This is a genomic window from Methylopila capsulata, from assembly GCF_016907975.1.
In the GTDB taxonomy this organism is placed as follows: domain Bacteria; phylum Pseudomonadota; class Alphaproteobacteria; order Rhizobiales; family Methylopilaceae; genus Methylopila; species Methylopila capsulata.
On the sequence record NZ_JAFBCY010000001.1, the window covers coordinates 341,067 to 366,172 of the forward strand.

Below are 25,106 nucleotides of genomic sequence, written 5' to 3' on the forward strand. Positions count from 1 at the left end.
GCGGCCAAAACGCCCGGGGGAGCGCGGCGCGCGCGGACCATAACGTTTGGCGACGGGGTGGCAACCCTCGGCGGACGCCGAGCTCAGCCGCCGTCATCGGGACGCTTGAGCTTGCGGAGCTCGGCGAACGCCGATCCTTCGCCGTCCAGGCCCGAGGGCTGCTCGAAGGTCGCCCCGGGCTTGCGCGGGTAAGGATCGAGGCCGAGCGTCAGGAACTCCGACACGACGGCTCCGACGTCGATCACGCCCCCCACGAAGGGATCCGGCGGGTCGTTCGGTCCGAGTTCGATCTCGCCGCCGTCTTCGACCGCGGCGACCTCGGCCGCCGGGGCGAAACGGACGTCGATCGGCTCGCTGACGATCTCGACGAACGGCTCGAGCGTCACCACGCAAATGCGCTGGACCTTGGCGTCGACCTGCCCCGTGACGGCCACTCCGTCCTTGCCAAACGGCCGCACCGTCACGCCGGCCCGAAGCTCTTCGACCGCGACCGCCTCGTTGGCCTCCGCCAGAGCGGCCCGTTCGGCCTCGTCGGCGATGACGTCAACGGTCAGGCCGTTCGGGCCAACGTCGACCACGGCGATCGGGCGGGACAAGGGCGATGCGGTCAAGATGAGGCCTCCGCCTGCGGGAATATGGGTCCGGACTGAACGAGCGCGGGCACGGATTGAATCGCGAGCGCATCCACCGCCGAGCGCAGGTAACGCGCGAGCTGCCGCGCGCCCGCCGCGTCGGCGCCTTCGAACGGGCCTGCCGCGAGCGCCCCGATCAGCTGCGCGTCATCGGCCGACTTCAGCGCGGCCTCGTAGGCCGCCGCGCGCGCATAGAACACGCCGGCCATGCTTTTGATGCGCTTCGGGACCGTCAGGTCGCCGACGCCGATCTCGCGAAGCGCGGAGTCCATCTCGGCGAACATCAGGTCGAACACCTCCTGCGCCGCCTCCTTCGCCGCGGGCTCAACGGCCTTGAGCCGATGAAAATACAAGAAGGCGTGCAGCACGATCATCTCGTACCGTCCCATGACCGTGTCGGGCACGCCGAGCTCTCGATAGAAGTACGGCGCGCGCGCCTGGGCGACGATCAGACCGTAGACACGCTCGGTCGCGGACGGCGTCGACGCGGCGCGCCGCTGGAACAGACCAAACACCATCGCCCGTCGTCGCCTTCGAACTGCTGCGCGCCTGCGCCCGGCAGCCGCTTTCGCCTGTTGAACTGGGCCGTTCCGCGGGTTACGCCAAGTGCGACGGAGGCACAAGTCCGGCGACGGACGCGTCGACCCGTCATGAGTTGCGCGTGCCGCGTTTCGGGAGGAAGTCCAGGACATGCCGATCTCGCTTGGGAAGACGACCGCCGCTGGGCGCGCCGCCGCGGCCACGCTCGCTTTCGGACTGGCCTCAGTCACGCTCTCGGGCTGCGCCGAGACGCAGCAGAAAGGCTACGTCCTCTCCGAGAGTTCGCTGCAGCAGGTGCCTGTCGGCTCGAGCCAGGAACAGGTGCTCGTGGTGCTCGGCACGCCGTCGACGACGGCGACGCTCAAGGGCGAGGTCTACTATTACATTTCCCAGACGACCAAGCGCCCGGTCGCCTTCATGAACCCGACGATCACCGACCAACGCGTCGTCGCGGTCTACTTCGACCAGAATCGCCGCGTCCAGCGAATCGCCAATTTCGGCCTCAAGGACGGACGCCTGTTCGACTTCATCGGCGAAGTCACGCCGACCGCCGGTCAGGAACGCAACTTCCTGGAGCATGTCTTCAAGGGCCTGCTTTCGAACGAGGAATGATCGGGAGGGCGACGCAGATCGCCCCCTTGGTCCGGAGGACGTCCATGCGAGTTTTGCGTTTCCTGTCCCCCATCGGCCTGGTCGCGGCGGCGTTTATCCTCGACTTCGCCGCGCCAGCCTCGGCTGCGCCGGGCGACGAGCAGTACACGATCCTCGAGAACCACGATCCCGCCGCGTTTCAACGCGCGCTCAGGGCCGGCTCGGACTTCGTCAAAGGCGGCCGCGGGCGGAAGTTCAACCTGATCCTCGCCAACCGGGGCGTCATCTCCGTGATCCCCGGCACGACCACCGTCCAGCGCGACATCGGCCGGCTGAGGGCCCCCGGCCTCGCGATCATCGCCTGCGCAGAGACGATGCGCGGCCTGTCGGAAGCGAACCGGCGCCGCGTGCCGGTGGTGCCCGGCGTCACGGTGCGGCCCTGCAAGGGTCTGCGAAACAAGCTCGACGTGTCCGGCTGGCAGCGCGCTCCAGGCATCTGAGCCCGCCTCTCCGGCTACCTGCTGTGGACGCGTCGAAGTCGGCGCTTCGCCCGGGGACGCGGAGGGCTAAGGTGGCGACGTCGCCGCCGGTGAGAACCTGATGCCGCTCCATCTCCAGAAACTCTGCGTCGGCTGCGACTCGGTCGAGGATCTGCGGTCCTGGATCGCCGAGCGCATGGCGGAGAAGCGGCGTCGCGGGCTGCCCGAGGAGCAGATCCACACCACCCGGATGGCGCCGAAACGCGCCGCCGAACTGCTCGACGGCGGCTCGCTCTACTGGGTCATCAAGGGCGTCATCCTCGTCCGGCAGCCGCTCGTCGACCTCCGCTCCGCCAAGGGCGCCGATGGGATCGAACGATGCGATCTGGTGCTGTCGCCAGAGCTGATCGCAACGCGTCCCGCGCCGCGGCGTCCGTTTCAGGGCTGGCGCTACCTGCCGGACGCTGATGCGCCGAAGGACGTCGCGACGGACGAAGCCGCGGCGCCCGGCCTTCCGCCGCATCTCGTGGCGGAACTCCGCTCCCTCGGCCTGCTGTGAGCCCGGCGCCATTGCGCATACGCCGGGCGCCGCGGTTAAACTCCCGGCCATGACCTTGACCGGCTCGCCGCTCGACATCGCCGCCGTGATCTACTTCGTCATCGTCTGGTTCGGCCATTACACTTGGTCGGAGCGGTCGCGGCGGAGCCTGAACTCCGTGATGGCCGAACGGCGACGGGACTGGATGCGGCGGATGGCGGCGCGCGAGAACCGCATGCCGGATTCGATCACGATGCAGGGGCTTCAGAACGGCTCGGCGTTCTTCGCCTCGACCTCCCTGATCGCCATCGGCGGCGCGCTGGCCGCCCTCGGCGCAAGCAGCGAGGCGGTCGAAGTGTTCGCCGCCCTGCCCTTCGGCCTCGTGACCACCCGCGAGGTCTACGACGCCAAGATCCTCGGACTCGCAGCGATCCTGGTCTACGCCTTCTTCAAGTTCGTCTGGGCCTACCGGCTGTTCAACTACGGCTCGATCCTCGTGGTCTGCGCCCCGCCGCACGAGGAGATCGATACGCCGGAGATGGCCGTCGCGCTGGAGCGCGCCGCGCGGATGAACATCGAAGCCGGACGCCACTTCAACCGAGGCCTGCGCGGTCTGTTCTTCTCGCTGGCCTACATCGGCTGGTTCGTCAGCCCCTGGGCGCTGCTCGTGACGACGACGCTCGTCACGGTCATCCTGCACCGTCGACAGTTCTCGTCCGAGCCGCTCAAGGCCGCGGGATACGAAGGCTGACCGGAGCCGGCGTCGCAGCGACGCGCAGGCGCTGCGCTCTCTCCGCAGTCGGTTCGTTTTTGGTGCGTCGAGGCGAGGCGAGCGCGGTGACGCCAAACGACAGAGGTCGGCAAACGCGATCCGTCGGGTCGCGCGTTACGGAGCGGGCGCGCCCGCCTTCAGCAGCTTGTAGGTCAGGCTGTCGACCAGCGCCTCGAACGAGGCGTCGATGATGTTGGGCGACACGCCGACCGTGGTCCAGACGACGCCGCCGCCATCGGTCGACTCTATGAGCACGCGGGTCACGGCTTCGGTGCCGCCGTTCAGGATGCGGACCTTGTAGTCCGTGAGCCTGAGGTCGGCGATGTAGGGCTGGTAGCGGCCGAGATCCTTGCGAAGCGCCACGTCGAGCGCGTTTATCGGACCGTTGCCCTCGGCCGCCGTGATAAGGGTCTCGCCGTCGACCGTCAGCTTCACCACCGCCTCGGACATGGTGACGAGTTCGCCCAAGGCGTTGTGGCGACGCTCGACCATCACGCGGAAGCTCTCGATCGTGAAGAAATCCGGCACCCGACCGAGCGCGCGGTTGGCGAGCAGCGCGAAGGAGGCGTCCGCGCCCTCATAGGCGTAGCCCTCCGCCTCGCGCCGCTTCACCTCGGCGAGCAGGCGGTCGAGCCGCGGGTCCGTCTTGTCGACCTCCACCCCGATGCGGGCGAGTTCCGACACGAGGTTGGACTTGCCGCCCTGGTCGGACACCAGCAGCCGCCGGTGGTTGCCGACGGACTCCGGCGCGACGTGCTCGTAGGTGCGGGGGTCCTTCAGAATCGCCGAGGCGTGAATGCCCGCCTTGGTCGCGAAAGCGTTTGCGCCGACGTAGGGCGCGTGGCGGTTCGACGGCCGGTTCAGCAGTTCATCGAAGGCGCGGGACAGCTGCGTCAGGGTGGCGAGACCCTCGTCCGACACGCCGATCTCGAACCGTTCGGCGTAGTCCGGCTTCAGCTTCAGCGAAGGAATCAGCGTCGCAAGGTTGGCGTTGCCGCAGCGTTCGCCCAGGCCGTTCAGCGTGCCCTGGATCTGCCGGGCGCCGGCGTCGACGGCCGCGAGAGAGTTCGCCACCGCGAGGCCCATGTCGTCGTGGGCGTGGATGCCGAGGTTCGCGCCCGGAACGACCGCCTTGGCCTTCGCCACGATCGCCGTGACCTCGTCCGGCGTCGTGCCGCCGTTGGTGTCGCACAGCACCACCCAGCGCGCGCCGGCGTCGTAGGCGGCCTTGGCGCAGGCCAACGCGTAGTCCGGGTTCGCCTTGTAGCCGTCGAAGAAGTGCTCGCAGTCGATCATCGCCTCGCGCCCTGCCGCGATCGCGGCGGCGACGGTCTCTCGGATCTGCTCGATGTTCTCTTCGAGCGTGATTCCCAACGCGTGGACGACGTGGAAATCCCAGCTCTTGCCCACGAAGCAGCAGGCTGCGGCCTTCGCCTGCAGCACGCCCTGCAGGCCGGCGTCGTTCTCGACCGACCGCCCGGCCCGCTTGGTCATGCCGAAGGCCACGAAGGTCGCCCGCGTGGTGCGGTTCTCCGAGAAGAACGCCGTGTCGGTGGGGTTCGCGCCGGGGTAGCCGCCCTCGACATAGTCGACGCCCAGACGGTCGAGCATCGTCGCGACCGCCATCTTGTCCGCGAGCGTGAAGTCGACCCCCGCCGTCTGCGCGCCGTCGCGCAGCGTCGTGTCGAACAGATAGATCCGCTCGCGGGTCACGGCGCGGCGCTCACCGGGCCACCTCCCAGGTCGTGCCGCCAGCGCCGTCCTTCAGCACGACGCCCTTGGCGAGCAACTCGTCGCGGATCCGGTCGGCCTCCGCCCAGTTCCGCTCGCGGCGCGCCTCCAGACGCGCGTCGACCAGGCGCTCGATCTCCTCCCGGGGCACGCCGAGTTCGGGAGCCTTGGCGGCGTGCCACTGGCTGAGGACGTCGGGCCGGAACCCGAGAAAGGCGAGCGTCCCGGCCAGCGGCTTGCGACGGCCTTCGGATTTCAGGCGGTGGATTTCCGCGATCATCTTCGGCGTGTTGAGGTCGTCCGACAGCGCCTCGACCACGCTCTCCGCAGGCCGCGGATCGGCCTCGCCCGCCGCGGCCTCGAACCACTGCGACAGCGTCCGTTCGGCCTCCTGCAGGCCCTTCAGCGTCCAGTTGATCGGCTGGCGGTAATGCGCGGCGAGCATCGCGAGGCGGGCGACGTCGCCCGGCCAGTCGGCCAGGACCTCGCGGATGGTGACGAAGTTGCCGAGCGACTTCGACATCTTCTCGCCTTCGACCTGCAGGAAGCCGTTGTGCATCCAGACGTTCGCCATGGTGTCCCCGCCGAAGCAGCAGGTCGACTGGGCGATCTCGTTCTCGTGGTGCGGAAAGATCAGGTCGATGCCGCCGCCGTGGATGTCGAAGGTCTCGCCGAGCAGCGCGGCCGACATCGCCGAGCACTCGAGATGCCAGCCCGGACGGCCCTGGCCCCATGGGCTCTCCCAGGCCGGCTCGCCCGCCTTCGAGGGCTTCCACAGCACGAAGTCCATCGGGCCCTTCTTGTAGGAGGCGACCTCGACGCGGGCGCCAGCCTCCATCTCGTCGAGCGAGCGGCGCGCGAGGCGGCCGTAGGCGGGCATGGAGGCGACGTCGAACAGCACATGGCCGTCCGCCTCATAGGCGTGGCCGCGGGCGATCAGGCGCTCGACCAGCTTCACCATGTCGAGTTCGTCCGCGCCGCGGCAGATGAACTCCGTCGCGCGCGGCTCATGGCTCGGCGTCAGCGTCCCGAGCTCCGCCACGTCCTCGCGGAAACCGCGGGCGGTGTCTTCGGTCAGTTCACCGATGCTGATCCCGCGCTCCGCCGCGCGCGCGTTGATCTTGTCGTCCACGTCGGTGACGTTGCGGACGTAGGTCACGTGGTCCGCGCCGTAGAGATGCCGGAGCAGCCGGTACACGAGATCGAAGACGATGACCGGGCGCGCGTTGCCGATGTGGGCGCGGTCGTAGACCGTCGGCCCGCACACATACATCCGCACGTTCGCGGGATCGATCGGCGCGAAGTCGTCCTTCGTGCGGGTCAGCGAGTTGTAGATCTTGAGCGCAGACAAGCGCCGTCCTCCTCATCGGCCGGGAGGTCGTTCTTCTCTCATCCAAAGATCAAGAAAAAACCGCCGCGGCCCGCTTTTCAGCTAACCGCAGATAATGACGATCCGGTTGAGGCGGGTCGACTGCTCGGCTTCCATGGCGCGGGACAATGGTGAAGCTCAAGCGAGGCGTCAAGCGAGCGCTTCTGCAGCCCGTGGTCCCCCGCTCGAGAGCGCGCTTCCGCGCGGCCAGCCCCCGACGAACGTATGACGCCGTCGAACGCGCGCCGCGACGCCCGCTCACCGCCGCAAAATGGACGCCGCCAAGAGCGCGGCGGGATTGCGGCGATCCGGCGTCGCCGGGAGCCGCATGGACGTCGGAAAACCTAAGAACTTCTTGAGAAAACCGCTCCCGCATTACCAAGATTTAAGGCGGCGTTCTATGGCGGCGGTGGGGTTCGGAAGCTATATTCCATCGTGCGCCAAATCGAACCGGATCTTATCCGTCGGCGCGGAAGTCTTAGGAAACCCCGAAGGAGGCTACCATGGCCATTTGGACCGCTCCGATCGTCTCTGAGACCCCGGTGGGCCTCGAAGTCACGTCCTACAGCCCGGCTGAGCTCTGAGCTTAGTTGGATTGTAGTGAGGATGACAGGCGCAGCGGCGGATTAACATCATGGCGTTGCGCCTTGTCGTTCTCGGTTCTGCCGCCGGCGGCGGCTTTCCCCAGTGGAATTGCCGCTGTCCGGTGTGCGACCTCGCGTGGAAGAACGATCCACGCGTGAAACGGCGTACCCAGTCGTCGATCGCGGTCGAGACCGGTGAAGGGCGCTGGACGCTGTTCAACGCGTCGCCCGATCTGCGCTCCCAGATCCTGGCGACCCCTCTGCTGCAGCCCACCGGGCTGCGCGAGACCCCCATTCGCTCCGTCGTGCTGACCAACGGCGACGTCGACCATGTCGACGGCCTTATCACGCTGCGCGAGCGTTCGCCGCTGTCCGTCTACGCCACCTCGCAGATCTCCGGCATCCTCGACGTCAACCCGATCTTCGGCGTGCTGGCGAAGGACATGGTGGCGCGCGAGGTCGTGGCGCTGAACCAGCCGTTCCGGATCGACGATTCGACGATCGAGTTCTTTGGCGTCCCCGGCAAGGTGCCGCTCTATCTCGAGACCGAAAACCTCACCATCGGCGACGCCGGCGGCGACACAGTCGGGGTGGAGATCACGCGCGACGGCATGACCCTCGTGTACATTCCGGGCTGCGCGACCGTCGACGCCGGCGTGCTCGCCCGCGTCGACGGCGCGGACGCGCTGCTGTTTGACGGCACGGTGTTCGAAGACGACGAAATGCGCCAGGCGGGCGTCGGCGTGAAGACCGGGCGCCGGATGGGGCACGTGCCCATCTCAGGCGAAGGCGGATCGCTTCACGCCTTCGACGGTGTGCAGGTGGGTCAGAAGATCTACATTCATATTAACAACACCAACCGCATCCTCATCGAAGGCTCCGCCGAGCGCGCGGCCGTCGAGTCGGCCGGGTGGCGGGTGTCGGAAGACGGGCTGGAGGTCGCCCTGGGCGGCCTCGCCTCGGAACGGACGTTCGAAGACCGCGGAACAACCGCGGCTTGAGATCTGCGGAGGACTTCGCGATGGCAGACCTGCTCTCACCCGCCGAACTGGAGGCGCGTCTCCGCGACGTCGGCGCCCGTCGGTACCACAGCCGGCATCCGTTCCAGATCCGCCTGCAGTCGGGCCAATGCACCCGCACCGAGGTCGAGGCCTGGGCGCTCAACCGCTACCTCTACCAAGCCTGCATTCCGCAGAAGGATTCGCAGGTCCTCGCCCGGCTGGAGGACGCCGGCATGCGGCGCGAATGGCGCCAGCGCATCATCGACCACGACGGCGAGCGCGAGGGCGAAGGCGGCATCGCCAAGTGGCTGAAGCTGACCGACGACCTCGGCCTCGACCGCGAGACCGTGATATCGGGCCGACTCGCCCTCCCCGCCACCAAATTTGCGGTGACGGCCTACATCTCGTTCTGTCGCGACCGCCCGCTGCTCGAGGCGATCGCCTCGTCGCTAACGGAGCTGTTCTCGCCGTCCGTCATCAAGGTGCGGTCCGAGGGCATGCTGGCGCACTACGACTACGTGACGCCCGAGACGCTCGCCTACTTCAACAAGCGCCCGGTGCAGGCGAAGCGCGACAGCGACTTCGCCCTCGCCTACGTGTTCGAGCACGCCAAGACCCGCGAGCAGCAGGACGCGGCGATTGCGGCTCTGGAGTTCAAGTGCTCGATGCTCTGGAGCATGCTCGACGCGCTGGAGCACGGCTACATCTACGCCAAGCCCTGGCCGGACGCATTCCAGGCCGAGCGCGGCGACGCCCGCCAGGCCGCGGAATGATCGAGGTCTCCTCGGACGCGGTCCCGAAACTTCCGCGCGGCGTGCGTCTTCGCCGCGACGAGGTGCGCAATGAATGGCTCCTGCTCGCGCCCGAGCGCGTGCTGAAGCCGGATCCGATCGCGGTCGCCGTGCTGGAGCGCTGCGACGGCGTTCGAACCGTGACTGCGATCGTCGACGATCTCGCGACCGCCTATGCGGCGCCGCGCGAAACGATCGAGACCGACGTGAAGAAGATGCTGGCCGATCTTCAGGCCAAGCGCGTGCTGGATCTGGAGTGAGGGCGACGGCGACGGGTCGAGCCGTCATGCCAGAAGCGCTTTCAGGCATGACGCGCGCTTTTGCCGGGACGGCGCCCTGAGGGACGCGGTCTCGGCACGAACGAAAGGAACGCGCAATGAACGACATGACCGTTCCGAACCCGTCCACGGCGACCCGCGTGCCGCCGCCGGCGCCGCTCGGCATGCTGGCGGAGCTCACGCACCGCTGCCCGTTGTCCTGCCCCTACTGCTCTAATCCCGTGGACCTCGAGAAGCGCTCGCTGGAGCTCGACACCGAAACCTGGAAGCGGGTGTTTTCGGAAGCCGCCGCCATGGGCGTGCTGCACCTCCACCTGTCCGGCGGCGAGCCGACGGCGCGCAAGGACATCGTGGAGCTGACGGCCCATGCGGTGAAGGTCGGGCTTTACACCAACCTCATCACCTCCGGCATCGGCGTCACCTACGACAAGCTCAAGGAGCTGGCGGACGCGGGCCTCGACCATGTCCAGCTGTCGATCCAGGACGCCCTGCCCGACAACGCCGACCGCATCGCGGGCCTCAAGGGCGCCCATGAGAAGAAGCGCGTTCTCGCAGGGCAGGTGCTCGAGCTCGGCCTGCCGCTGACCATCAACGCCGTCATCCACCGCGCCAACATCGAGAACATCGAGGCGCTGGTGAACATGGCGCTGGAGTTCGGCGCGCGGCGCGTCGAGATCGCCCACTCGCAGTATTACGGCTGGGCGCTCGAGAACCGGAACATGCTGATGCCGACGCGTGAGCAGGTGATGGCGGCCGCCGCCACCGTCGAGCGCCTCCGCGAGGAGCTGCAGGGCAAGCTCGTCATCGACGCCGTGGTGCCGGACTATTACGCGCGGCTGCCGAAGCCCTGCGTCGGCGGGTGGGGCAAGCAGTCGCTGAACGTCACGCCCCAGGGCAAGGTGCTGCCCTGCCACGCGGCTGAGACCATCCCGCACCTCGTGTTCGACTACGTCACCGAGAAGAGCCTCTCGGAGATCTGGGAGCACGGATCTGCGTTCGAGGCCTACCGCGGCACGAGCTGGATGAAGGAGCCCTGCACCTCCTGCCCGCGCAAGGAGATCGACTTCGGCGGCTGCCGCTGCCAGGCGCTGGCGATCACCGGCGACCCGGCGAACGCCGATCCGGCCTGCTCGCTGTCGCCGTTCCACGCCAAGATCACCTCGCTGGCGCTGAAGGCGGCGGACTCGGGCAAGACCGACTACGTCTACCGCAGCTTCGGCGGCGTCGATGGCCGCCCCAAGGTGCAGATCACCCGCAACAACGGCGCGCCGGCTTAGACGGACGTCGGCGGGGCGGACGGCTCACGGTTGCCCGAAGCGATCTGGATCATCGCCGATCGGGGAAGACGGAGCGCAAGAGCGCCCCGCCGCGGTGATCCAGGGACGCTCGAACTGTGATAGGCAGCGCCCGCCAACGGACGGGAGCTAGAGCATTGAAATTCGAGATTCCCCACAACCTCGGCCGAGCGGAAGCCAAACGCCGGATCGAGAACGGCCTGCCCGCGCTGGAAAGGCACATCCCGGGCGGCGGGTCGGTCGCGTCCTCATGGACGGCCGAAGACAGGCTCGCGCTTCAGATCTCGGCCATGGGGCAGTCCGTCGGCGTCGCGATCGAGGTTGAGGACGCGCTGGTGCGGGGCGAGATCGAGGTGCCGCTGATGCTGTCGATGATGTCCGGCGCGATCCGGGATTTCGTCGAGAAGAGCTCGCGCATCATGCTGGAGAAGCCCGGTCCGTCGCGCGCCTGAGGCGCGCTTTGAAAAGTCGCCTCCGCGTCCCGATATTCTCTCTATGACTCAACCCAAGGAGACGGCGATGAGCACGACCACCGAACGCGCGGTTCTGGCCGGCGGGTGCTTCTGGGGCATGCAGGACCTGATCCGGAAACAGCCGGGCGTGGTCTCGACCCGGGTGGGCTACAGCGGCGGCGACGTGCCGAACGCCACATACCGCAACCACGGCACCCACGCCGAAGCGATCGAGATCACCTTCGATCCGGAGATCACGAGCTTCCGGCGGATGCTGGAGTTCTTCTTTCAGATCCACGACCCGACGACTCCGAACCGCCAGGGCAACGACCGCGGCCCCGGCTATCGTTCGGCGATCTTCTACGTCGACGACGTCCAGCGTGAGATCGCCGAGGAGACGATCGCCGACGTGAACGCGTCCGGACTGTGGCCGGGCAAGGTGGTCACCGAGGTTGCGGCGGCCGGCCCGTTCTGGGAGGCCGAGCCCGAGCATCAGGATTACCTCGAGCGTTTCCCCAACGGCTACACCTGCCACTACATCCGGCCGAACTGGCGCCTGCCGACCCGCGAGGAGGTTCGGCGGGCAAGCTGATCGGGCGGATGACGACAGGCGCCGTGCGTTTGCGCGCGCCCATGGCGGCCGATGTGGGCCTCCTCGCTCGCGGCGCGGCGTCCTTCGTTCCAGACGATCGACCGCCGCGCGCGACTTGGGATGAACCGTGCGGCGTCCGGGCTGTCAGTAATTCGCGGCCTCTTCCGGCGACTGGCCGCGACGGTAGACCAGCATGGTGCGCTCGAAGCTCATCACTTCGGCGCCGTCCTGGTTCACGCCGCGGGTGAGCACCGTGACGATGCCCTGATGCGGCCGGGACTTGGATTCGCGCTTCGAGAGCACCGTGCTCTCGGCGTAGAGCGTGTCGCCGGCGAACACCGGCGCGGTCGCCTTGACCTTGTCCCAGCCGAGATTGGCGACGACCTTCGCGCTCACCGTGCGCACGCTCATGCCGGTCAGCAGCGCCAGCGTGAAGGTCGAGTCCACCAGCAGCTTCTTCCACTCGGTCTTGTCGGCGTAGGCCGCGTCGAAGTGGACCTGCTGGGTGTTCATGGTCAGCAGCGTGAACCACACGTTGTCAACGTCGAGCAGCGTCCGGCCGGGCCGGTGCTCGTAGACGTCGCCGGGCTCGAAGTCCTCGAAGTAGAGACCGGAGGTCTCGCGGAAGCGGCGCTCGCCGACGATCTTGTAGGCGGGAAGGCTATCGGTCATGGGTGTCGGCTCTCCGGGTGTCGCGCCCGCGCCGCGACAGGGCGCGGGCCGCCTGCAGCGACGATCAGTCGGCGTACTCGCCGGCGGCCTTGATGATCGGGGCCCAGCGGTCGATCTCGGCGAAGTATTTGGCCTTCAGGCCCTCGGGCGTCGCTTCTGCGTCGGACACCGGCGCGGTGCCGAGTTCGGCGAAGCGCCTGACCGTCTCCGGATCGTGCAGCGCCGCCTTCAATGCGGCGTTGAGCTTGTCGGTCACCGGCGCAGGCGTCCCGGCGGGAACGTACATGCCGTGCCAGACGCCGACCTCGAAGCCCTTCAGGCCGAGTTCGGCCGCGGTCGGCACGTCCGGCAGCACGGGGATGCGCTCGGCGGTCGCGGTGGCGTAGGCCTTCACCTTGTGGGTCTTCACCGGGCCGGTCGCGCCGGTGGTCTGGTCGCACAGCAGGTCGACCTGGCCGCCCATGGTGTCGGTCATCGCGGGACCGGTCCCCTTGTAGGGCACGGTCGTCAGCTTCACGCCGGTCAGCTGCATGAACAGCATGCCGCAGATGTGGCTGACGGCGCCGGGGCCGGCGTTCGCGAGCGAGACCTTGTCCTTGTTGTCCTTGATATAGGCGAGCAGCGCCTTGAAGTCGGCCGGCTCGAAATTCGGCCGGCTGACAAGCAGCATCGGCACGGTCGTGACCTGGCCGACGAAGCCGAAGGAGGTCTTGGGGGCGTAGGCGAGCTTGCGGTAGAGCGTGGCGCTGGTCGTGATCCCCATGTGGTGCAGCAGGATCGTCTGCCCGTCCGGCGTGGCGCGGGCGAGCCGGCCGGACGCCAGCGTGCCGCCGGCCCCCGTCGCGTTCTCGACCAGCACCGGCTGCCCCAGCTCCTTCTCCATCACGCGGGCGACGAGCCGCGCGACGACGTCCGTGGGCCCGCCGGCCGCGAACGGCACCAGCATTGTCACCGGTCCCTTGGGAAACTCCTGCGCCGACACCGGCGCGACCGTCGAAACGAAAGCGAAGGCCACCGCCGCGGCCAGGCGCCTGAACACCATTCCATCCTCCCATCGGCCCTGTTTCGGACCTGTCACGGGCGTCGGTCGAGCGACGCCTCGACCTCAAGAGGTAGCGGAGGGCGTGACCATCGAGAAATGTTATATCGCGAACTCAGCTTTAGCATTCGGCGATAGGTCCCGCGGCATGGACGTCCACCAGCTCAAGACGTTGATCCACGTGGCCGAGCTCGGCAGCCTGAGCAAGGCGGCAGACCGGCTGCGCATCGCCCAACCCGCGCTCAGCCGCCAGATCCGCATGCTTGAGCAGGAGATCGGCCAGCCTCTGTTCGAACGCCACGGCCGCGGCATGCAGATCACCGACGTCGGGCGCGACGTGCTGGCCCACGCCACCCGCATCATGGCCGAGCTCGACGCCATCCGCGCCACGACCTCGGGAGGCGGCTCGTCCTACCGCGGCGCGGTCACCATCGGCATGACGTCCACGGTCGCCGAGATCGCGACGGTTCCGCTCGCGACCCGTGTGAAGCGCGAGCATCCCCAGCTCGCCATCCGGTTCGCGTCGGCCTTCTCCGGCCACGTGCTGGATTGGCTCCAACGAGGCGAGGTCGACATCGGCATCTCCTACGACCCGCAGCCGATGCGCTCGCTGCGCATCCGCCCGGTGATGACCGAAAGCCTCCTCCTGGTCGGCGCGGGCGCGGAAGGGCTGGAGCGGAGCGAGGCGGTCGCCTTCGCGAGCCTGGCCGGGCGTGACCTGGTGCTGCCGAGTCCACGCCACGGCCTGCGGGCGATCGTCGAAGACTGCGCCCGCAAGGCCGGGATCACGCTCGCGGCCAGCGTCGAGGCGGATTCCTTCGGCGGCATGATCGCGCTGGTGCGCGGCGGGTTCGGGCCGACCATCCTGCCGCTCGCGCCGATCTACGCGCAGGTCGAGCGTGGCGAGCTTTCCGCCGCTCCGCTGGTGGATCCCGCCCCCACCCGGCGCGTCGTGCTGGCGTTTCCCGCGGACCGTCCCGTCAGCCCCGCCGCCCGCTTCGTCGGCGACGCCTTCATGGAGATCGCGGCCGACCTCGTCGGGCGCGGCGTCTGGCTCGGCCACAAGCTTGCGCCGGACCGGGCGTGACGCGAGCTAGATCAGAACGCGATACCTCAAAGCCACGATTGCTATTTGTGGGCATGGCTCGACGCCGCTAACGCTTCCCGTCACCAGGGAGCACGACACGCCATGACGACAGCCGCGCGCGAAACCTATGCGGAAATCCGTGACAGCGTCGCCAAGCTCTGCGCGCAGTTTCCGGGCGAGTACTGGCGCGGGCTCGATCGCGAGATGGCCTACCCCTCCGCCTTCGTCGAGGCGCTGACCGAGGCCGGCTATCTCTCCGTGCTCATCCCCGAGGCGTATGGCGGCGTCGGGTTGCCGCTCTCGGCCGCGGCAGCGGTGCTGGAGGAAATCCAGCTGCAGGGCTGCAACGGCGCGGCCTGCCACGCCCAGATGTACATCATGGGCGCGCTGCTCCGGCACGGGAGCGACGCGCAGAAGGCGAGGTACCTGCCCGGCATCGCCTCCGGCGCGCTTCGCCTGCAGGCGTTCGGCGTGACGGAGCCGACCAGCGGCACCGACACCTCCTCGATCAAGACCTTCGCCCGCCGCGACGGCGAGCACTACGTCGTCAACGGCCAGAAGATCTGGACCAGCCGCGCCGAGCACTCCGACCTGATGCTGCTGCTCGCCCGCACCACGCCGAAGGAGCAGGCGGCGAAGCGCACGGACGGGCTGTCGGTGTTCGTGGTGGACATGGCGGCGGCGAAGCAGGCCGGCATGTCCATCCGGCCGATCCGCACGATGATGAACCACGCCACCACCGAGGTGTTCTTCGACGACGTCCGCGTGCCGGCCGAAAACCTCGTCGGCGAGGAGGGCAAGGGCTTCCGCTACATCCTCTCCGGCATGAACGCCGAGCGCATCCTGATCGCCTCCGAGTGCGTCGGCGACGCCAAGTGGTTCATCGCCAAGGCGACGGCCTACGCCCGCGAGCGCAGCGTGTTCGGGCGGCCGATCGGCCAGAACCAGGGCGTCCAGTTTCCGATCGCCAAGGCCTACGCCGCGATGCGGGCGGCCGAGTTGATGGTGCGCGAAGCCGCCGAGAAGTTCGAGGCCGGCCTCGACTGCGGGCCTGAGGCGAACATGGCGAAGATGCTGGCCGCCGACGCCTCATGGGAGGCCGCCAACGCCTGCGTCCAGACCCATGGCGGCTTCGCCTTTGCCGAGGAGTACGACGTGGAGCGCAAGTTCCGGGAGACGCGCCTCTACCAAGTGGCGCCTATCTCGACGAACCTCGTGCTGTCTTACATCGCCGAGCACGTCCTTGGCCTGCCCCGCTCGTACTGAAGGATTCCCTATGACCCGTCCGCTCGAAGGCCTCCTCGTCGTCAGCCTGGAGCAGGCGGTCGCCGCCCCGACATGCACGATGCGGCTCGCCGACGCCGGCGCCCGGGTGATCAAGCTCGAGCGGATCGAGGGCGACACCGCGCGGCACTACGACCGCAGCGTGAAGGGGATCAGCGCCTATTTCGCCTGGCTCAACCGCGGCAAGGAGAGCGCCGCGCTCGACCTGAAGTCCGAGGAGGACCTCGCGCTGGCCCATGCGCTGGTCGCGAAGGCCGACGTGTTCGTGCAGAATCTCGCGCCGGGGGCCAGCGTGCGGCTCGGCCTCGGCGCCAGGGACCTCGTGGCGCGCCATCCCCGGCTGATCGCGCTCGACATCGTCGGTTACCGCCAGTCGACGCCCGCGCGGGGCCTTCGCGCCTACGACATGCTGGTGCAGGCCGAGAGCGGCATCTGCAGCGTGACGGGGACGCCCGACGAGGCGGTCAAGGTCGGCGTCTCGATCGCCGACATCGGCACTGGCATGAACGCGCACGCCGCCGTCCTGCAGGCGCTCTACGAGCGCGAGCGCACCGGTCGCGGCAAGGCGATCGAGATCGCGATGTTCGACTCCATGGCCGAGTGGATGGCGGTGCCGTTCCTGCACTACGAGCACCAGGGCCGCATCACGCCCCGCACGGGCCTCAGCCACGCGTCGATCTTCCCCTATCACGTCGCCGACTGCGTCGACGGCGGCGTCGTGATCGTGGTGCAGAGCCCGGCGGAATGGGTGCGATTCTGCGAAGGCGCGCTGGGCCGCCCCGACCTCGTGGCCGATCCGCGTTTCGCCGACAATCCTCTCAGGGTCGAGAACCGCGAGGCGCTCGCGGCCATCATCCAGGAGACCTTCGGCCCCGCCACCCGCGCCGCGATGATCGAGCGGCTCGAGGCGCACCAGCTCGCCTGGGCCAAGGTCTCCGACGTGCGGGACATGGCTTCCCATCCCGCCCTCACCCGGATGACGGCGACCTTGGCATCCGGCGAGACCTTCGACCTGCCGACCTCGCCGCTCACCGCCGCCACCACCTGCGCCCGCCCGCCGGAGCTTGGCGAGCACACCGCGGCCATCCGCGCGGAAGTCGCGGCGGCGCTTGCGCCGGCGGAAGTCTGACCCGTGGCGCGCCGCGCGGCTGACACGGTGACGGAAATCTTCGCCGCGCTGGGCCCCGTCGAGGGCCGAGCGATCCTCGACGTCGGCTGCGGGCACGGCCGGCTGTCGGCGGCGCTCGCGCGACAGGGCGCGCGCATGACGGCCGTCGATCCCGACGGCGCCGCAGTCGCCGCCGCGCGCCGGGCCGCGCCGGACCTCCGCGTCGAGCAGGCGGGCGCCGAGGCCCTGCCCTTCGCCGACGCCAGCTTCGATGGCGTGGTGATGCTGAACAGCCTGCACCACGTGCCGCGCGGGAGCCTCGCCGCCGCCCTCGCCGAGATCGCCCGCGTCGCCGCGCCAGACGCGCCGATCGTGATCGTGGAGCCGCTCGCCGAAGGCACGTTCTTCGACGCCATGCGGCCGCTGGAGGACGAGACCGCGATCCGCGCCGCCGCGCAGGCGGCGCTGGACGAAGCCTGCGCCGGCGGCGGGCCGTTGGTCTTGGGATCCGTCGAGGAGTTCGAGCGCGTGGAGCCGTTTCGCGACGTCGAGCAGTTCCTGGAGCGTCTGGTCGCGGTCGATTCGGCGCGCCGAAGCGCCCTTCCCGCCGCCCGCGGCGAGGTCGAGCGGCTGTTCGCTGAACTCTCGGAGCCCACGCCTCTCGGCTCCACCCTGCGCCAGCCGCTGCGGATGCATCGCCTGCGGAGGCGGTGAGGTCCTCAAGGGTCCAACGATCCATAACGGCGTCACGGACGGTTGCGACAGACCTCCGAAGCCCCGATGACTTGGGCTGATCAGTTGCGGCGAACGACTCGCCGCGACGCTACGGCTTCGGAGGTTCGATCGTCATGTCCGTGCTTCACGACGGCTATTTCACCGAAGGGCTCGACGCCGATCCCGAGCTTGCCGCGGCGCTGCGCGGCGAGCTCGAACGCCAGCAGGACGGCATCGAGCTGATCGCCTCCGAGAACCTCGTGTCCCGGCTGGTGCTGGAGGCGCAGGGTTCGGTCATGACCAACAAGACCGTCGAGGGCTTCGCCTACGCCCGCTACTACGGCGGCGCGGAGTTCGCGGACGCCGTCGAGGCGCTGGCGCTGGACCGGGTGAAGCGCCTGTTCGGCTGCCGCTACGCCAACGTGCAGGCGCATTCCGGCTCCAACGCCAACAACGGCGTGTTTCTCGGCCTCCTCGCGATCGGCGACGTCGTCCTGTCGATGAAGACCTCCGCCGGCGGCCACATCAGCCACGGCCATCCCGCGACGCTGACGGGGCGCGATTACCGCATCGTCCATTACGGCGTGAGCCGCGAGACCGAGCGGGTGGATCTGGCCGAGGTCCGCGCGCTCGCGCTTGAGCATCGGCCGAAAATCATCGTCGCCGGCGGTTCCGCCTACGCCTGGACGCTGGACTTCGCCGGCTTCCGCGCGATCGCCGACGAGGTCGGGGCCTGGCTCATGGTCGACATGGCCCATTTCGCGGGGCTGGTCGCGGCGGGCGTCTACCCCGACCCGTTCCCGCACGCCCATGTGGTCACATCGACCACCAACAAGTCGCTGCGCGGGGCCCGTGGGGCGATGGCGCTCTGGAACGACGAGACGCTGTCGGACCGCATCAACTACGGCATCTTCCCCGGCGTGCAGGGCTCGGTGATGCTCCACGTCGTCGCCGGCAAAGCCGCCTGTTTCGGCGAGGCGCTGCGTCCCGAGTTCAAGGCCTACAACGTGGCGGCCGTTGCCAACGCCCGCGCGCTGGCCGACACGCTGGCCGCAGCCGGCGTGCGCCTCGTCGGCGGCGGGACCGACACCAGCATGGTCTTGGTCGATCTCGTGAACCAAGGCATCGACGGCGACGTGGCCGCAAAGGCGCTGGAGAGCGCCGGCCTCGCCGCCAACAAGAACCTGATCCCGTTCGATCCGCGGCCGGCCGAGGCGCCGTCGGGCCTTCGGCTGTCGAGCAACGCAGGAACGACGCGCGGCTTCGGCGTCGACGAGTTCCGCCGCATCGGCGACTGGATCGCCGCCGCCGTCACCGCCCCATCCGACGCAGCGGCGCTCGCCGCGATCCGGGACGAGGTGCGCACGCTCTGCCGCGCCTTCCCGATCTACGGCTGAGCGCCGCCCTCAGCGCGTCCGGGGCGAGACCGCGTAGCGCAGCCAGACCACGCCGTTGCGCGCCTCGAAGCTGGTCAGTTCGAGCGAGAGGCTGTTGGCGAGCCCTTCCTCGCCCGCCTCGAAGATCGCCCGCTCGCCGGTGACGCCATTGATCGAGGGCCACACCAGCACGACCACCTCGTCGACGACGCCGGCCTTGAGGAAGGCGCCGTTCATCCCCCCGCCGCCCTCCAGCAGCAAACGCTTCACGCCGAACGCGCGGGCCAGCACGTCGAGCGCGGCGGCGGGATCGATCTCAGGGCCGTCCGAGACGACGTAGGACACGCCGTCCGCCGAGAGCTCCGCGAGATGGGCGTCGTCGACGTCGCGGGCGAGCAGCACGACCACATGGTCGCCGCCGAGGTCGCCGGTCGCGAAGTGCACCTTGCCGGCGGGATCGAGGATGATCCCGTAGGCCCCGGCGTCACGGCGGGCGACGTGCACCGGGCGCGCGGGCCGTCCCGGCTTCGCCGGCGGGTGCGGTAAGGCCTTCGACATCTCTTGCGCGGTGACGCGGCCGATGATCCATCCGTCGCCGCCAAGTTCGTCGTGCGCCGCCTCGAAGGCGCGGCCGCGCGCCTTGATCTCCGCCTCGGCGCCCTCGCCGGAGCGCCCGGAGCCGAGCCGTCCGTCGAGCGAGGTGAGCATCAGGCAGGTGACGTGCGGCTTCATCGATCGCTCCGGTCGGGATCGTGGACGGACGGGTCGAGCTAGCGCGCGTCGGCCGAAAGGCCAGCGCCCCAAGCGGGGCCATGCGGCGCGGGTCATCCCGCTCACTTGCCGCCAATGTCTATTTATTCCATAGAGTGATTATGTCCGATGCGTCCTGTGCCCTGCCCGACCGTGTGAGCGCGCTCCCATGCTGACCAAGAAGGCCAAGTATGGTCTCAAGGCGATGGTGGACTTGGCGGGCCTGCCGCCGGGACGCTCGACCTTCGTCGCGGAGATCGCCGAACGGAACGGCATTCCCAAGAAGTTTCTCGACGCCATTCTCGGCGAGTTGCGCAACGCCGGGCTGCTCAGCAGCAAGAAGGGGAAATCCGGCGGCTACATGCTTGCGCAGCATGCAGAGGGCATCACCGTCGGCGAGATCCTCCGCGTGCTCGACGGGCCGCTCGCGCCGCTGCCCTGCGCCAGCCGCTCCGCCTTTTCGCCATGCCAGGACTGCGAAGACATCGGACGCTGCGAGGTGAGGATGATGATGCTCGAGGTGCGCGAGGCGATCGCCGGCGTGCTCGACCATCGCAGCCTCGCCGAGATGCGTGACCTCGGCGGCGACGGCATGACGAGCTTCGTCTACCAGATCTGACCTGAGCGGGGTCAGCGCCCGCCGATCGGCGAGACGTCGCGTTCTCCCGAGCCTCCAGGGCTGCTAAGAGGCGGCGTCGACGAGGACTGGAGGACGCCGTGGCGAAGACGATCAAGATCATCGGAATCGGCGCGGGCGACCCCGACCATCTCACCCTGCAGGCGGTGAAGGCGCTGAACCAGGTCGACGCGGTCTTCCTGATGGATAAGGGTCCGGCCAAGGACAAGCTCATCGCGCTGCGCAGGGAAATCTGCCGGCGCCACCTCACCGAGCGGCCCTACCGCTTCGTCGAGGCCGCTAGTCCCGAGCGCGACCGCGATGGCGATTACGCCGGGCAGGTGCAGGACCTCAACGCCCGCAAACAGGACGTGTTCGAGCGACTGATCGGCGAACTCGCGGACGGCGAATGCGGCGGCTTCCTCGTGTGGGGCGATCCCTCGCTCTACGACAGCACGATCCGGATCGTCGGCGCGATCGCCGACAGCGGGCGACACGACATCACGTGGGAGGTCATCCCCGGGATCAGCAGCATCCAGGCGCTGGTGGCGAAGCACCGCACCACGCTGAACCGGATCGGCTCGCCCGTGGAGATCACCACGGGCCGCCGGCTCGCCGCGGGACTGTCCGCCGACGTCGACAGCGTGGTGGTGATGCTCGACGCCGAGAACGCCTACGAGGCGCTCGCCGAAAGCGACGCCTTCGAGATTTTCTGGGGCGCCTATGTCGGCACGCCGGACGAGATTCTGATCTCCGGCCGGTTGAAGGACGTCGCGGGGGAGATCGTGCGTCGCCGCGCCGAGGCGCGCGAGGCCAACGGCTGGATCATGGATTCCTATCTTCTGCGCCGGGACGAACCAAAAAGCTGAACTGGCCCCCTGAAACCCCCACGCGTTTGCGGCGTTCAGCATCAATGACCCATCGCGTACCCCATCGCCTCTCCCGAGCCGTCGTCCTGCTGACGGTCCTGGGCGCCGCGCTGCCCGCAGCGGCGCAGAGCCGCCCCTATGCGCCCTCGCTGTCCTGCGCGCGCCTGCAGGCGCTGCTCGAGCGTTCGGGCGCCGCGGTCCTCAGCACGGGGCCGCGCACCTACGACCGCTTCGTTCGCGACGGCCGTTTCTGCCAGTCGACTGAAGTCACGGAAGCCGCCTGGGTCCGCGCGTCCGACGATCCCGACTGCTTCATCGGCTACACCTGCAAGGAAGCCGACAGGGACGACCAATGGTGATGTTGCGCGCCTGATCTTCGCTTGAAACCTTAACGCTCGACACGCGTTGTTATAGCAACGGAGAGAAATAAGGGCGGGCAGATGAAACGAACGACCCACGACAAAGAGACTAGGCCGAACCACGAACGTCCGAGCGATCGGATCATCACTCTCAGATCGTTGATCGCCGACGCGCTCCAAAAAGAAGAACGGACCGAAAGTTCGTCAGCTTCGCGCTGATCTCGAATCAACTGATCATGGCGCCGCCCACTCAAGCGGCGCCATGATTGTTTACGCTGGACGCTCTCAGTCCGCATCGTCGCGACCGAACCACCCCGCGACGCGTTTGGGAACGATCAGCACCGCCAGCGTAACGGCAAGGCCCACGGCGACGAGGGGCCACTCGGCGAGCGCGCAGGCGACGCCAAGCGCGGCGGTCGCCCAGACCGCGGCCGCTGTCGTGAGGCCTTTGATCTCCGGCCCGTCCGCGCGCTTGAGAATGGCGCCGGCGCCCAGAAATCCGATCCCGGTGAGCACGCCCTGCAGGATTCCCTGCACAACCCGGCTGTAGGCGTCCGGGTTGGCTCGCAGTTCCGGAGCCTGCAGAGCCGACAACGAGATGAGCGCCGCCCCGACGGACACCAGTCCGAGCGTGCGCATGCCGACCGGCTTGCTTTTGAGATCGCGATTGAGGCCGATCGCGATCCCGCAGCCCGCGGCGGCGGCGAGCCGCAGGCACGCGTCGAGAAAGTAGGGGTCCGTAAGCTCGCGCATCGCGCTGTCCGTCGTTTCCGGCGATCCTCACAAACCACATAAGGCGCGAGGATCGTCCGACGAGCGCGTAATCAGACCTCGATCAGTCCTCTCGTCCTCAGTTCCGCGATCACCTCGTCCGCCATCTGCTCCGGGGTCGCCGCGACCGTGTCGAGGCGGATCTCCGCGTGCTCCGGCGTCTCATAGGCGCTGTCGACGCCGGTGAAGTTCTTGATCTGGCCGGCGTCGGCCTTGGCATAAAGGCCCTTGGGATCGCGCGTGCGGCAGACGTCGATCGGCGTGTCGACGAAGACCTCCAGGAACTCGTCGGCCCCGACCAGATCCCGGGCCATCCGGCGCTCGGCGCGGAACGGCGAGATGAACGACACGAGCACGATGAGGCCCGCGTCGACGAACAGCTTGGCGGCTTCCGCCACGCGGCGGATGTTCTCCACCCGGTCCGCGTCGGTGAAGCCCAGGTCGCGGTTGAGACCGTGGCGGACGTTGTCGCCGTCGAGCACATAGGTGTGCCGCCCCATGGCGTGGAGCCGCTTCTCCACCAGGTTGGCCACGGTCGACTTGCCCGCGCCGGACAGGCCTGTGAACCACAGGATCGCGGGCTTCTGACCCTTCAGCGCCGAACGCGACGCCTTGTCGACGTCGAGCGCCTGCCAATGGATGTTGGTCGCCCGCCGCAGGGCGAAATCGATCATGCCGGCGCCGACCGTCGCGTTGGTCTGCCGGTCGATGATGATGAAGGCGCCGGTGTCGCGGTTCCGCTCGTAAGGGTCGAAGGCGACGGGCGCCGACAGCGAGACGTTGACGACGCCGATCTCGTTGAGGTGAAGCTCCTTCGCTGCGAGCTGCTCGAAGCTGTTCACGTCGATCTTGTGCTTGATCTCCGTGACGCTCGCCGTGATCGACTTCGCGCCGATCTTGATGAGATAGGGGCGGCCAGGAAACAGCGGAACGTCGCTCATCCAGACCAGATGCGCCGAAAACTGATCCGCCACGTCCGGCCGGGCGTCGGCGGCCGCAAGCAGGTCGCCGCGCGAGACGTCGATCTCGTCGGCGAGCGTCAGCGTCACCGCGTCGCCCGCCCCGGCTTCGGGCAGGTCGCCGTCCATCGTCACGATCCGCGCGACCGTCGAGGTCCGGCCGGAGACCGCCGAGGCCACGCTGTCGCCGACGTGAACGGCGCCGCTCGCGATCGTGCCGGAAAAGCCTCGGAAGTTCAGGTCGGGCCGGTTGACCCACTGCACCGGCATCCGGAACGGCTGGTCGCCGACGCGATCCTCGATCTGGACAGTCTCGAGGTGCTCGACCAGCGTCGGCCCCTCGTACCAGGGCATGCTGTCCGAGCGGCCGAGCACGTTGTGGCCGTAACGCGCCGACAGCGGGATCGAGACCAGCGTGTCGAACTTCAGCCCCTCGGCGAAGCACTCGAAGTCGGCCCGGATCTCCTCGAAACGATCCTGATCGAAGTCGACGAGGTCGATCTTGTTCACCGCCAGCACGGCGTGGCGGATGCCGAGCAGCGAGGCGATGAAGGCATGTCGGCGGGTCTGCACCGCGACGCCGTGGCGGGCGTCGACCAGCAGCACGGCGACGTCGGCCGTCGAGGCGCCGGTCGCCATGTTGCGGGTGTACTGCTCGTGGCCGGGCGTGTCGGCGACGATGAACTTGCGCTTGTCGGTGGTGAAGAAGCGGTAGGCGACGTCGATCGTGATGCCCTGCTCGCGTTCGGCCTCGAGCCCGTCGACGAGCAGCGCGAGATCGATGTCCTCGCCGGTCGTGCCGTGGCGCCGGCTGTCGCGTTCGAGCGCCGCGAGCTGGTCTTCGAAGATCAGCTTGGTGTCGTAGAGCAGACGTCCGATCAGGGTGGACTTGCCGTCGTCGACGCTGCCGCAGGTGAGGAAGCGCAGCAGGCCCTTGCGCTCCTGCGCGGCGAGGTAATCGACGAAGGCCTCGGCCTTCTCGGCGATCGCGAGCTCGGCCATCAGAAGTACCCTTCCCTCTTCTTCTTCTCCATCGAGGCGGACTCGTCGTGGTCGATCAGCCGTCCCGAGCGCTCCGACGTGCGCGCGATCAGCATCTCGCGCACGATCTCCGGAAGCGTCGCGGCGTCGGACTCCAGAGCGCCGGTCAGCGGGTAGCAGCCGAGCGTCCGGAACCGCACGAGGCGCTCCTGCACGGTCTCGCCGTCTTTGAGCACGAGCCGGTCGTCGTCCTTCATGATCAGCATGCCGTCGCGCTCGACCACCGGCCGCTTCGCCGCGAAGTAGAGCGGAACGATCGGGATCTCCTCGGCGAGGATGTACTGCCAGATGTCGAGTTCGGTCCAATTGGAGAGCGGAAACACCCGGATCGACTCGCCCTTGTGGATGCGGGCGTTGTAGAGCCGCCAGAGCTCCGGCCGCTGGTTCTTCGGGTCCCAGGCGTGGGTCTCGGTGCGGAAGGAAAACACGCGCTCCTTGGCGCGCGACTTCTCCTCGTCGCGTCGGGCGCCGCCGAAGGCCGCGTCGAAACCGTAGTGGGTCAGCGCCTGCTTCAGCGCCTCGGTCTTCATGACGTGGGTGTAGTAGGAGGAGCCGTGGTCGAACGGGTTGACGCCCGCCGCCTTTCCCTCGGCGTTCGTCCAGGTGATCAGCTCGAGCCCGAGCCGCCGCGCGGTCTCGTCCCGGAACGCGATCATCTCCCGGAATTTCCAGGTCGTGTCCACGTGCATCAGCGGAAACGGCGGCTTCGACGGGTAGAACGCCTTCATCGCGAGATGGAGCATCACCGACGAGTCCTTGCCGATGGAATACAGCATCACCGGGTTGTGGAACTCGGCCGCCACCTCGCGCATGATG

General features: G+C 68.4%; 29 protein-coding genes. 19 read left to right on the forward strand and 10 right to left on the reverse strand.

Annotated elements, in window-relative coordinates:
- Window positions 1–83 precede the first annotated feature (83 nt).
- Both JOD31_RS01560 and JOD31_RS01565 read right to left on the reverse strand, forming a co-directional pair.
- On the reverse strand, window positions 84–611 hold the full coding sequence (locus JOD31_RS01560; protein WP_246482299.1) for a DUF177 domain-containing protein: 528 nt from the start codon (window positions 609–611) through the stop codon (window positions 84–86).
- On the reverse strand, window positions 608–1,324 hold the full coding sequence (locus JOD31_RS01565) for a ubiquinol-cytochrome C chaperone family protein (protein ID WP_204948563.1): 717 nt from the start codon (window positions 1,322–1,324) through the stop codon (window positions 608–610). Before JOD31_RS01565 ends, JOD31_RS01560 begins: the two co-directional genes overlap by 4 nt.
- On the opposite strand from JOD31_RS01565, the gene JOD31_RS01570 reads away from it, so the two are divergent.
- From JOD31_RS01570 to JOD31_RS01585, 4 genes are all read left to right on the forward strand, one after another.
- Window positions 1,323–1,784: an outer membrane protein assembly factor BamE gene (locus JOD31_RS01570; protein ID WP_204948564.1), complete on the forward strand. Its 462-nt coding sequence runs from the start codon at window positions 1,323–1,325 to the stop codon at window positions 1,782–1,784. The two genes, JOD31_RS01565 and JOD31_RS01570, sit on opposite strands and share 2 nt — an antisense overlap.
- A 44-nt stretch (window positions 1,785–1,828) precedes the next feature.
- Complete coding sequence (locus JOD31_RS01575; RefSeq protein WP_246482300.1) at window positions 1,829–2,263, forward strand: hypothetical protein; 435 nt, start codon at window positions 1,829–1,831, stop codon at window positions 2,261–2,263.
- Between the two features lie 100 nt (window positions 2,264–2,363).
- A complete protein-coding gene (locus JOD31_RS01580; RefSeq protein ID WP_204948565.1) occupies window positions 2,364–2,801 on the forward strand; it encodes a DUF1489 family protein in 438 nt (145 codons plus the stop codon).
- A 49-nt stretch (window positions 2,802–2,850) separates the two neighbouring features.
- Window positions 2,851–3,531: a DUF599 domain-containing protein gene (locus tag JOD31_RS01585; protein WP_204948566.1), complete on the forward strand. Its 681-nt coding sequence runs from the start codon at window positions 2,851–2,853 to the stop codon at window positions 3,529–3,531.
- A gap of 135 nt (window positions 3,532–3,666) precedes the next feature.
- Here JOD31_RS01585 and cimA read toward each other — a convergent pair whose 3' ends face one another.
- Together cimA and cysS are read right to left on the reverse strand one after the other, a co-directional pair.
- Window positions 3,667–5,265: a citramalate synthase gene (gene cimA / locus JOD31_RS01590; protein WP_204948567.1), complete on the reverse strand. Its 1,599-nt coding sequence runs from the start codon at window positions 5,263–5,265 to the stop codon at window positions 3,667–3,669.
- 10 nt (window positions 5,266–5,275) lie between these two features.
- On the reverse strand, window positions 5,276–6,634 hold the full coding sequence (cysS, locus tag JOD31_RS01595; protein WP_204948568.1) for a cysteine--tRNA ligase: 1,359 nt from the start codon (window positions 6,632–6,634) through the stop codon (window positions 5,276–5,278).
- 521 nt (window positions 6,635–7,155) lie between these two features.
- Here cysS and pqqA point away from each other — a divergent pair.
- The 7 genes from pqqA (at window position 7,156) to msrA (ending at window position 11,645) form a co-directional block, all read left to right on the forward strand.
- The gene (gene pqqA / locus JOD31_RS19795; protein ID WP_081761428.1) at window positions 7,156–7,236 is read left to right on the forward strand and encodes a pyrroloquinoline quinone precursor peptide PqqA; all 81 of its coding nucleotides are present in this window, start codon (window positions 7,156–7,158) and stop codon (window positions 7,234–7,236) included.
- Between the two features lie 56 nt (window positions 7,237–7,292).
- Window positions 7,293–8,237, forward strand: coding sequence for a pyrroloquinoline quinone biosynthesis protein PqqB (gene pqqB / locus JOD31_RS01605; protein ID WP_204949308.1), 945 nt, complete (start codon window positions 7,293–7,295; stop codon window positions 8,235–8,237).
- Between the two features lie 20 nt (window positions 8,238–8,257).
- Complete coding sequence (gene pqqC / locus JOD31_RS01610; protein WP_204948569.1) at window positions 8,258–9,010, forward strand: pyrroloquinoline-quinone synthase PqqC; 753 nt, start codon at window positions 8,258–8,260, stop codon at window positions 9,008–9,010.
- Window positions 9,007–9,288 (forward strand): pyrroloquinoline quinone biosynthesis peptide chaperone PqqD, encoded by a 282-nt coding sequence (pqqD, locus tag JOD31_RS01615; RefSeq protein ID WP_204948570.1) that lies wholly within the window; start codon window positions 9,007–9,009, stop codon window positions 9,286–9,288. Before pqqC ends, pqqD begins: the two co-directional genes overlap by 4 nt.
- A 125-nt stretch (window positions 9,289–9,413) precedes the next feature.
- A complete protein-coding gene (gene pqqE / locus JOD31_RS01620) occupies window positions 9,414–10,583 on the forward strand; it encodes a pyrroloquinoline quinone biosynthesis protein PqqE (RefSeq protein WP_204949309.1) in 1,170 nt (389 codons plus the stop codon).
- A gap of 155 nt (window positions 10,584–10,738) precedes the next feature.
- A complete protein-coding gene (locus tag JOD31_RS01625; RefSeq protein ID WP_204948571.1) occupies window positions 10,739–11,053 on the forward strand; it encodes a polyhydroxyalkanoic acid system family protein in 315 nt (104 codons plus the stop codon).
- Window positions 11,054–11,120: 67 nt separating this feature from the next.
- Window positions 11,121–11,645: a peptide-methionine (S)-S-oxide reductase MsrA gene (msrA, locus tag JOD31_RS01630; RefSeq protein ID WP_204948572.1), complete on the forward strand. Its 525-nt coding sequence runs from the start codon at window positions 11,121–11,123 to the stop codon at window positions 11,643–11,645.
- A gap of 144 nt (window positions 11,646–11,789) precedes the next feature.
- On the opposite strand, the gene ripB is transcribed toward msrA, so the two are convergent.
- Together ripB and JOD31_RS01640 are read right to left on the reverse strand one after the other, a co-directional pair.
- Window positions 11,790–12,317, reverse strand: a complete 528-nt coding sequence (gene ripB, locus JOD31_RS01635) for a (R)-specific enoyl-CoA hydratase RipB/Ich (RefSeq protein WP_204948573.1) — start codon at window positions 12,315–12,317, stop codon at window positions 11,790–11,792.
- Window positions 12,318–12,381: 64 nt separating this feature from the next.
- Window positions 12,382–13,359 carry a tripartite tricarboxylate transporter substrate-binding protein gene (locus tag JOD31_RS01640; RefSeq protein ID WP_204948574.1) on the reverse strand — a complete coding sequence of 326 codons (978 nt, stop codon included), beginning with the start codon at window positions 13,357–13,359 and terminating at the stop codon, window positions 12,382–12,384.
- A gap of 145 nt (window positions 13,360–13,504) precedes the next feature.
- On the opposite strand from JOD31_RS01640, the gene JOD31_RS01645 reads away from it, so the two are divergent.
- The 5 genes from JOD31_RS01645 to JOD31_RS01665 all read left to right on the forward strand — a co-directional run bounded on the left by JOD31_RS01645 (window position 13,505) and on the right by JOD31_RS01665 (window position 18,946).
- Window positions 13,505–14,443, forward strand: a complete 939-nt coding sequence (locus tag JOD31_RS01645) for a LysR family transcriptional regulator (protein ID WP_204948575.1) — start codon at window positions 13,505–13,507, stop codon at window positions 14,441–14,443.
- A gap of 102 nt (window positions 14,444–14,545) precedes the next feature.
- Window positions 14,546–15,709: an acyl-CoA dehydrogenase family protein gene (locus JOD31_RS01650; protein WP_204948576.1), complete on the forward strand. Its 1,164-nt coding sequence runs from the start codon at window positions 14,546–14,548 to the stop codon at window positions 15,707–15,709.
- Between the two features lie 10 nt (window positions 15,710–15,719).
- Entirely contained in the window at window positions 15,720–16,856 is a 1,137-nt protein-coding gene (locus JOD31_RS01655; protein WP_204948577.1) for a CaiB/BaiF CoA transferase family protein, read from the forward strand.
- A gap of 3 nt (window positions 16,857–16,859) precedes the next feature.
- The gene (locus JOD31_RS01660) at window positions 16,860–17,549 is read left to right on the forward strand and encodes a class I SAM-dependent methyltransferase (protein WP_204948578.1); all 690 of its coding nucleotides are present in this window, start codon (window positions 16,860–16,862) and stop codon (window positions 17,547–17,549) included.
- A 134-nt stretch (window positions 17,550–17,683) separates the two neighbouring features.
- Window positions 17,684–18,946: a serine hydroxymethyltransferase gene (locus tag JOD31_RS01665; RefSeq protein WP_204948579.1), complete on the forward strand. Its 1,263-nt coding sequence runs from the start codon at window positions 17,684–17,686 to the stop codon at window positions 18,944–18,946.
- A gap of 9 nt (window positions 18,947–18,955) precedes the next feature.
- On the opposite strand, the gene JOD31_RS01670 is transcribed toward JOD31_RS01665, so the two are convergent.
- Entirely contained in the window at window positions 18,956–19,657 is a 702-nt protein-coding gene (locus JOD31_RS01670) for a dihydrofolate reductase family protein (RefSeq protein ID WP_204948580.1), read from the reverse strand.
- Between the two features lie 187 nt (window positions 19,658–19,844).
- On the opposite strand from JOD31_RS01670, the gene JOD31_RS01675 reads away from it, so the two are divergent.
- The 3 genes from JOD31_RS01675 (at window position 19,845) to JOD31_RS01685 (ending at window position 21,519) form a co-directional block, all read left to right on the forward strand.
- Complete coding sequence (locus JOD31_RS01675; protein WP_204948581.1) at window positions 19,845–20,294, forward strand: RrF2 family transcriptional regulator; 450 nt, start codon at window positions 19,845–19,847, stop codon at window positions 20,292–20,294.
- 98 nt (window positions 20,295–20,392) lie between these two features.
- Window positions 20,393–21,160, forward strand: a complete 768-nt coding sequence (gene cobF, locus JOD31_RS01680; protein ID WP_204948582.1) for a precorrin-6A synthase (deacetylating) — start codon at window positions 20,393–20,395, stop codon at window positions 21,158–21,160.
- Window positions 21,161–21,204: 44 nt separating this feature from the next.
- Window positions 21,205–21,519: a hypothetical protein gene (locus JOD31_RS01685; RefSeq protein ID WP_246482301.1), complete on the forward strand. Its 315-nt coding sequence runs from the start codon at window positions 21,205–21,207 to the stop codon at window positions 21,517–21,519.
- 285 nt (window positions 21,520–21,804) lie between these two features.
- Here the strand turns inward: JOD31_RS01685 and JOD31_RS01690 are convergent, their stop codons facing one another.
- The 3 genes from JOD31_RS01690 to cysD form a co-directional block, all read right to left on the reverse strand.
- Window positions 21,805–22,272 carry an MgtC/SapB family protein gene (locus tag JOD31_RS01690; RefSeq protein ID WP_204948583.1) on the reverse strand — a complete coding sequence of 156 codons (468 nt, stop codon included), beginning with the start codon at window positions 22,270–22,272 and terminating at the stop codon, window positions 21,805–21,807.
- Between the two features lie 71 nt (window positions 22,273–22,343).
- Entirely contained in the window at window positions 22,344–24,251 is a 1,908-nt protein-coding gene (gene cysN, locus JOD31_RS01695) for a sulfate adenylyltransferase subunit CysN (RefSeq protein WP_204948584.1), read from the reverse strand.
- Window positions 24,251–25,102, reverse strand: coding sequence for a sulfate adenylyltransferase subunit CysD (gene cysD / locus JOD31_RS01700; RefSeq protein ID WP_246482346.1), 852 nt, complete (start codon window positions 25,100–25,102; stop codon window positions 24,251–24,253). The genes cysN and cysD overlap by 1 nt, the downstream gene beginning before the upstream one ends.
- Window positions 25,103–25,106 lie beyond the last annotated feature (4 nt).

Excerpts from the sequence above, each read along its gene's own strand:
- JOD31_RS01570 (WP_204948564.1), top strand. The coding sequence starts at position 1,323 with ATGCCGATCTCGCTTGGGAAGACGACCGCCGCTGGGCGCGCCGCCGCG.
- JOD31_RS01565 (WP_204948563.1), bottom strand. The coding sequence starts at position 1,324 with ATGTCCTGGACTTCCTCCCGAAACGCGGCACGCGCAACTCATGACGGG.
- JOD31_RS01575 (WP_246482300.1), top strand. The coding sequence starts at position 1,829 with ATGCGAGTTTTGCGTTTCCTGTCCCCCATCGGCCTGGTCGCGGCGGCG.
- JOD31_RS01580 (WP_204948565.1), top strand. The coding sequence starts at position 2,364 with ATGCCGCTCCATCTCCAGAAACTCTGCGTCGGCTGCGACTCGGTCGAG.
- JOD31_RS01585 (WP_204948566.1), top strand. The coding sequence starts at position 2,851 with ATGACCTTGACCGGCTCGCCGCTCGACATCGCCGCCGTGATCTACTTC.
- pqqA (WP_081761428.1), top strand. The coding sequence starts at position 7,156 with ATGGCCATTTGGACCGCTCCGATCGTCTCTGAGACCCCGGTGGGCCTC.
- pqqC (WP_204948569.1), top strand. The coding sequence starts at position 8,258 with ATGGCAGACCTGCTCTCACCCGCCGAACTGGAGGCGCGTCTCCGCGAC.
- pqqD (WP_204948570.1), top strand. The coding sequence starts at position 9,007 with ATGATCGAGGTCTCCTCGGACGCGGTCCCGAAACTTCCGCGCGGCGTG.
- pqqE (WP_204949309.1), top strand. The coding sequence starts at position 9,414 with ATGACCGTTCCGAACCCGTCCACGGCGACCCGCGTGCCGCCGCCGGCG.
- msrA (WP_204948572.1), top strand. The coding sequence starts at position 11,121 with ATGAGCACGACCACCGAACGCGCGGTTCTGGCCGGCGGGTGCTTCTGG.
- ripB (WP_204948573.1), bottom strand. The coding sequence starts at position 12,317 with ATGACCGATAGCCTTCCCGCCTACAAGATCGTCGGCGAGCGCCGCTTC.
- JOD31_RS01640 (WP_204948574.1), bottom strand. The coding sequence starts at position 13,359 with ATGGTGTTCAGGCGCCTGGCCGCGGCGGTGGCCTTCGCTTTCGTTTCG.
- JOD31_RS01645 (WP_204948575.1), top strand. The coding sequence starts at position 13,505 with ATGGACGTCCACCAGCTCAAGACGTTGATCCACGTGGCCGAGCTCGGC.
- JOD31_RS01650 (WP_204948576.1), top strand. The coding sequence starts at position 14,546 with ATGACGACAGCCGCGCGCGAAACCTATGCGGAAATCCGTGACAGCGTC.
- JOD31_RS01655 (WP_204948577.1), top strand. The coding sequence starts at position 15,720 with ATGACCCGTCCGCTCGAAGGCCTCCTCGTCGTCAGCCTGGAGCAGGCG.
- JOD31_RS01665 (WP_204948579.1), top strand. The coding sequence starts at position 17,684 with ATGTCCGTGCTTCACGACGGCTATTTCACCGAAGGGCTCGACGCCGAT.
- JOD31_RS01670 (WP_204948580.1), bottom strand. The coding sequence starts at position 19,657 with ATGAAGCCGCACGTCACCTGCCTGATGCTCACCTCGCTCGACGGACGG.
- JOD31_RS01675 (WP_204948581.1), top strand. The coding sequence starts at position 19,845 with ATGCTGACCAAGAAGGCCAAGTATGGTCTCAAGGCGATGGTGGACTTG.
- JOD31_RS01685 (WP_246482301.1), top strand. The coding sequence starts at position 21,205 with ATGACCCATCGCGTACCCCATCGCCTCTCCCGAGCCGTCGTCCTGCTG.
- JOD31_RS01690 (WP_204948583.1), bottom strand. The coding sequence starts at position 22,272 with ATGCGCGAGCTTACGGACCCCTACTTTCTCGACGCGTGCCTGCGGCTC.
- cysN (WP_204948584.1), bottom strand. The coding sequence starts at position 24,251 with ATGGCCGAGCTCGCGATCGCCGAGAAGGCCGAGGCCTTCGTCGATTAC.
- cysD (WP_246482346.1), bottom strand. The coding sequence starts at position 25,102 with ATGCGCGAGGTGGCGGCCGAGTTCCACAACCCGGTGATGCTGTATTCC.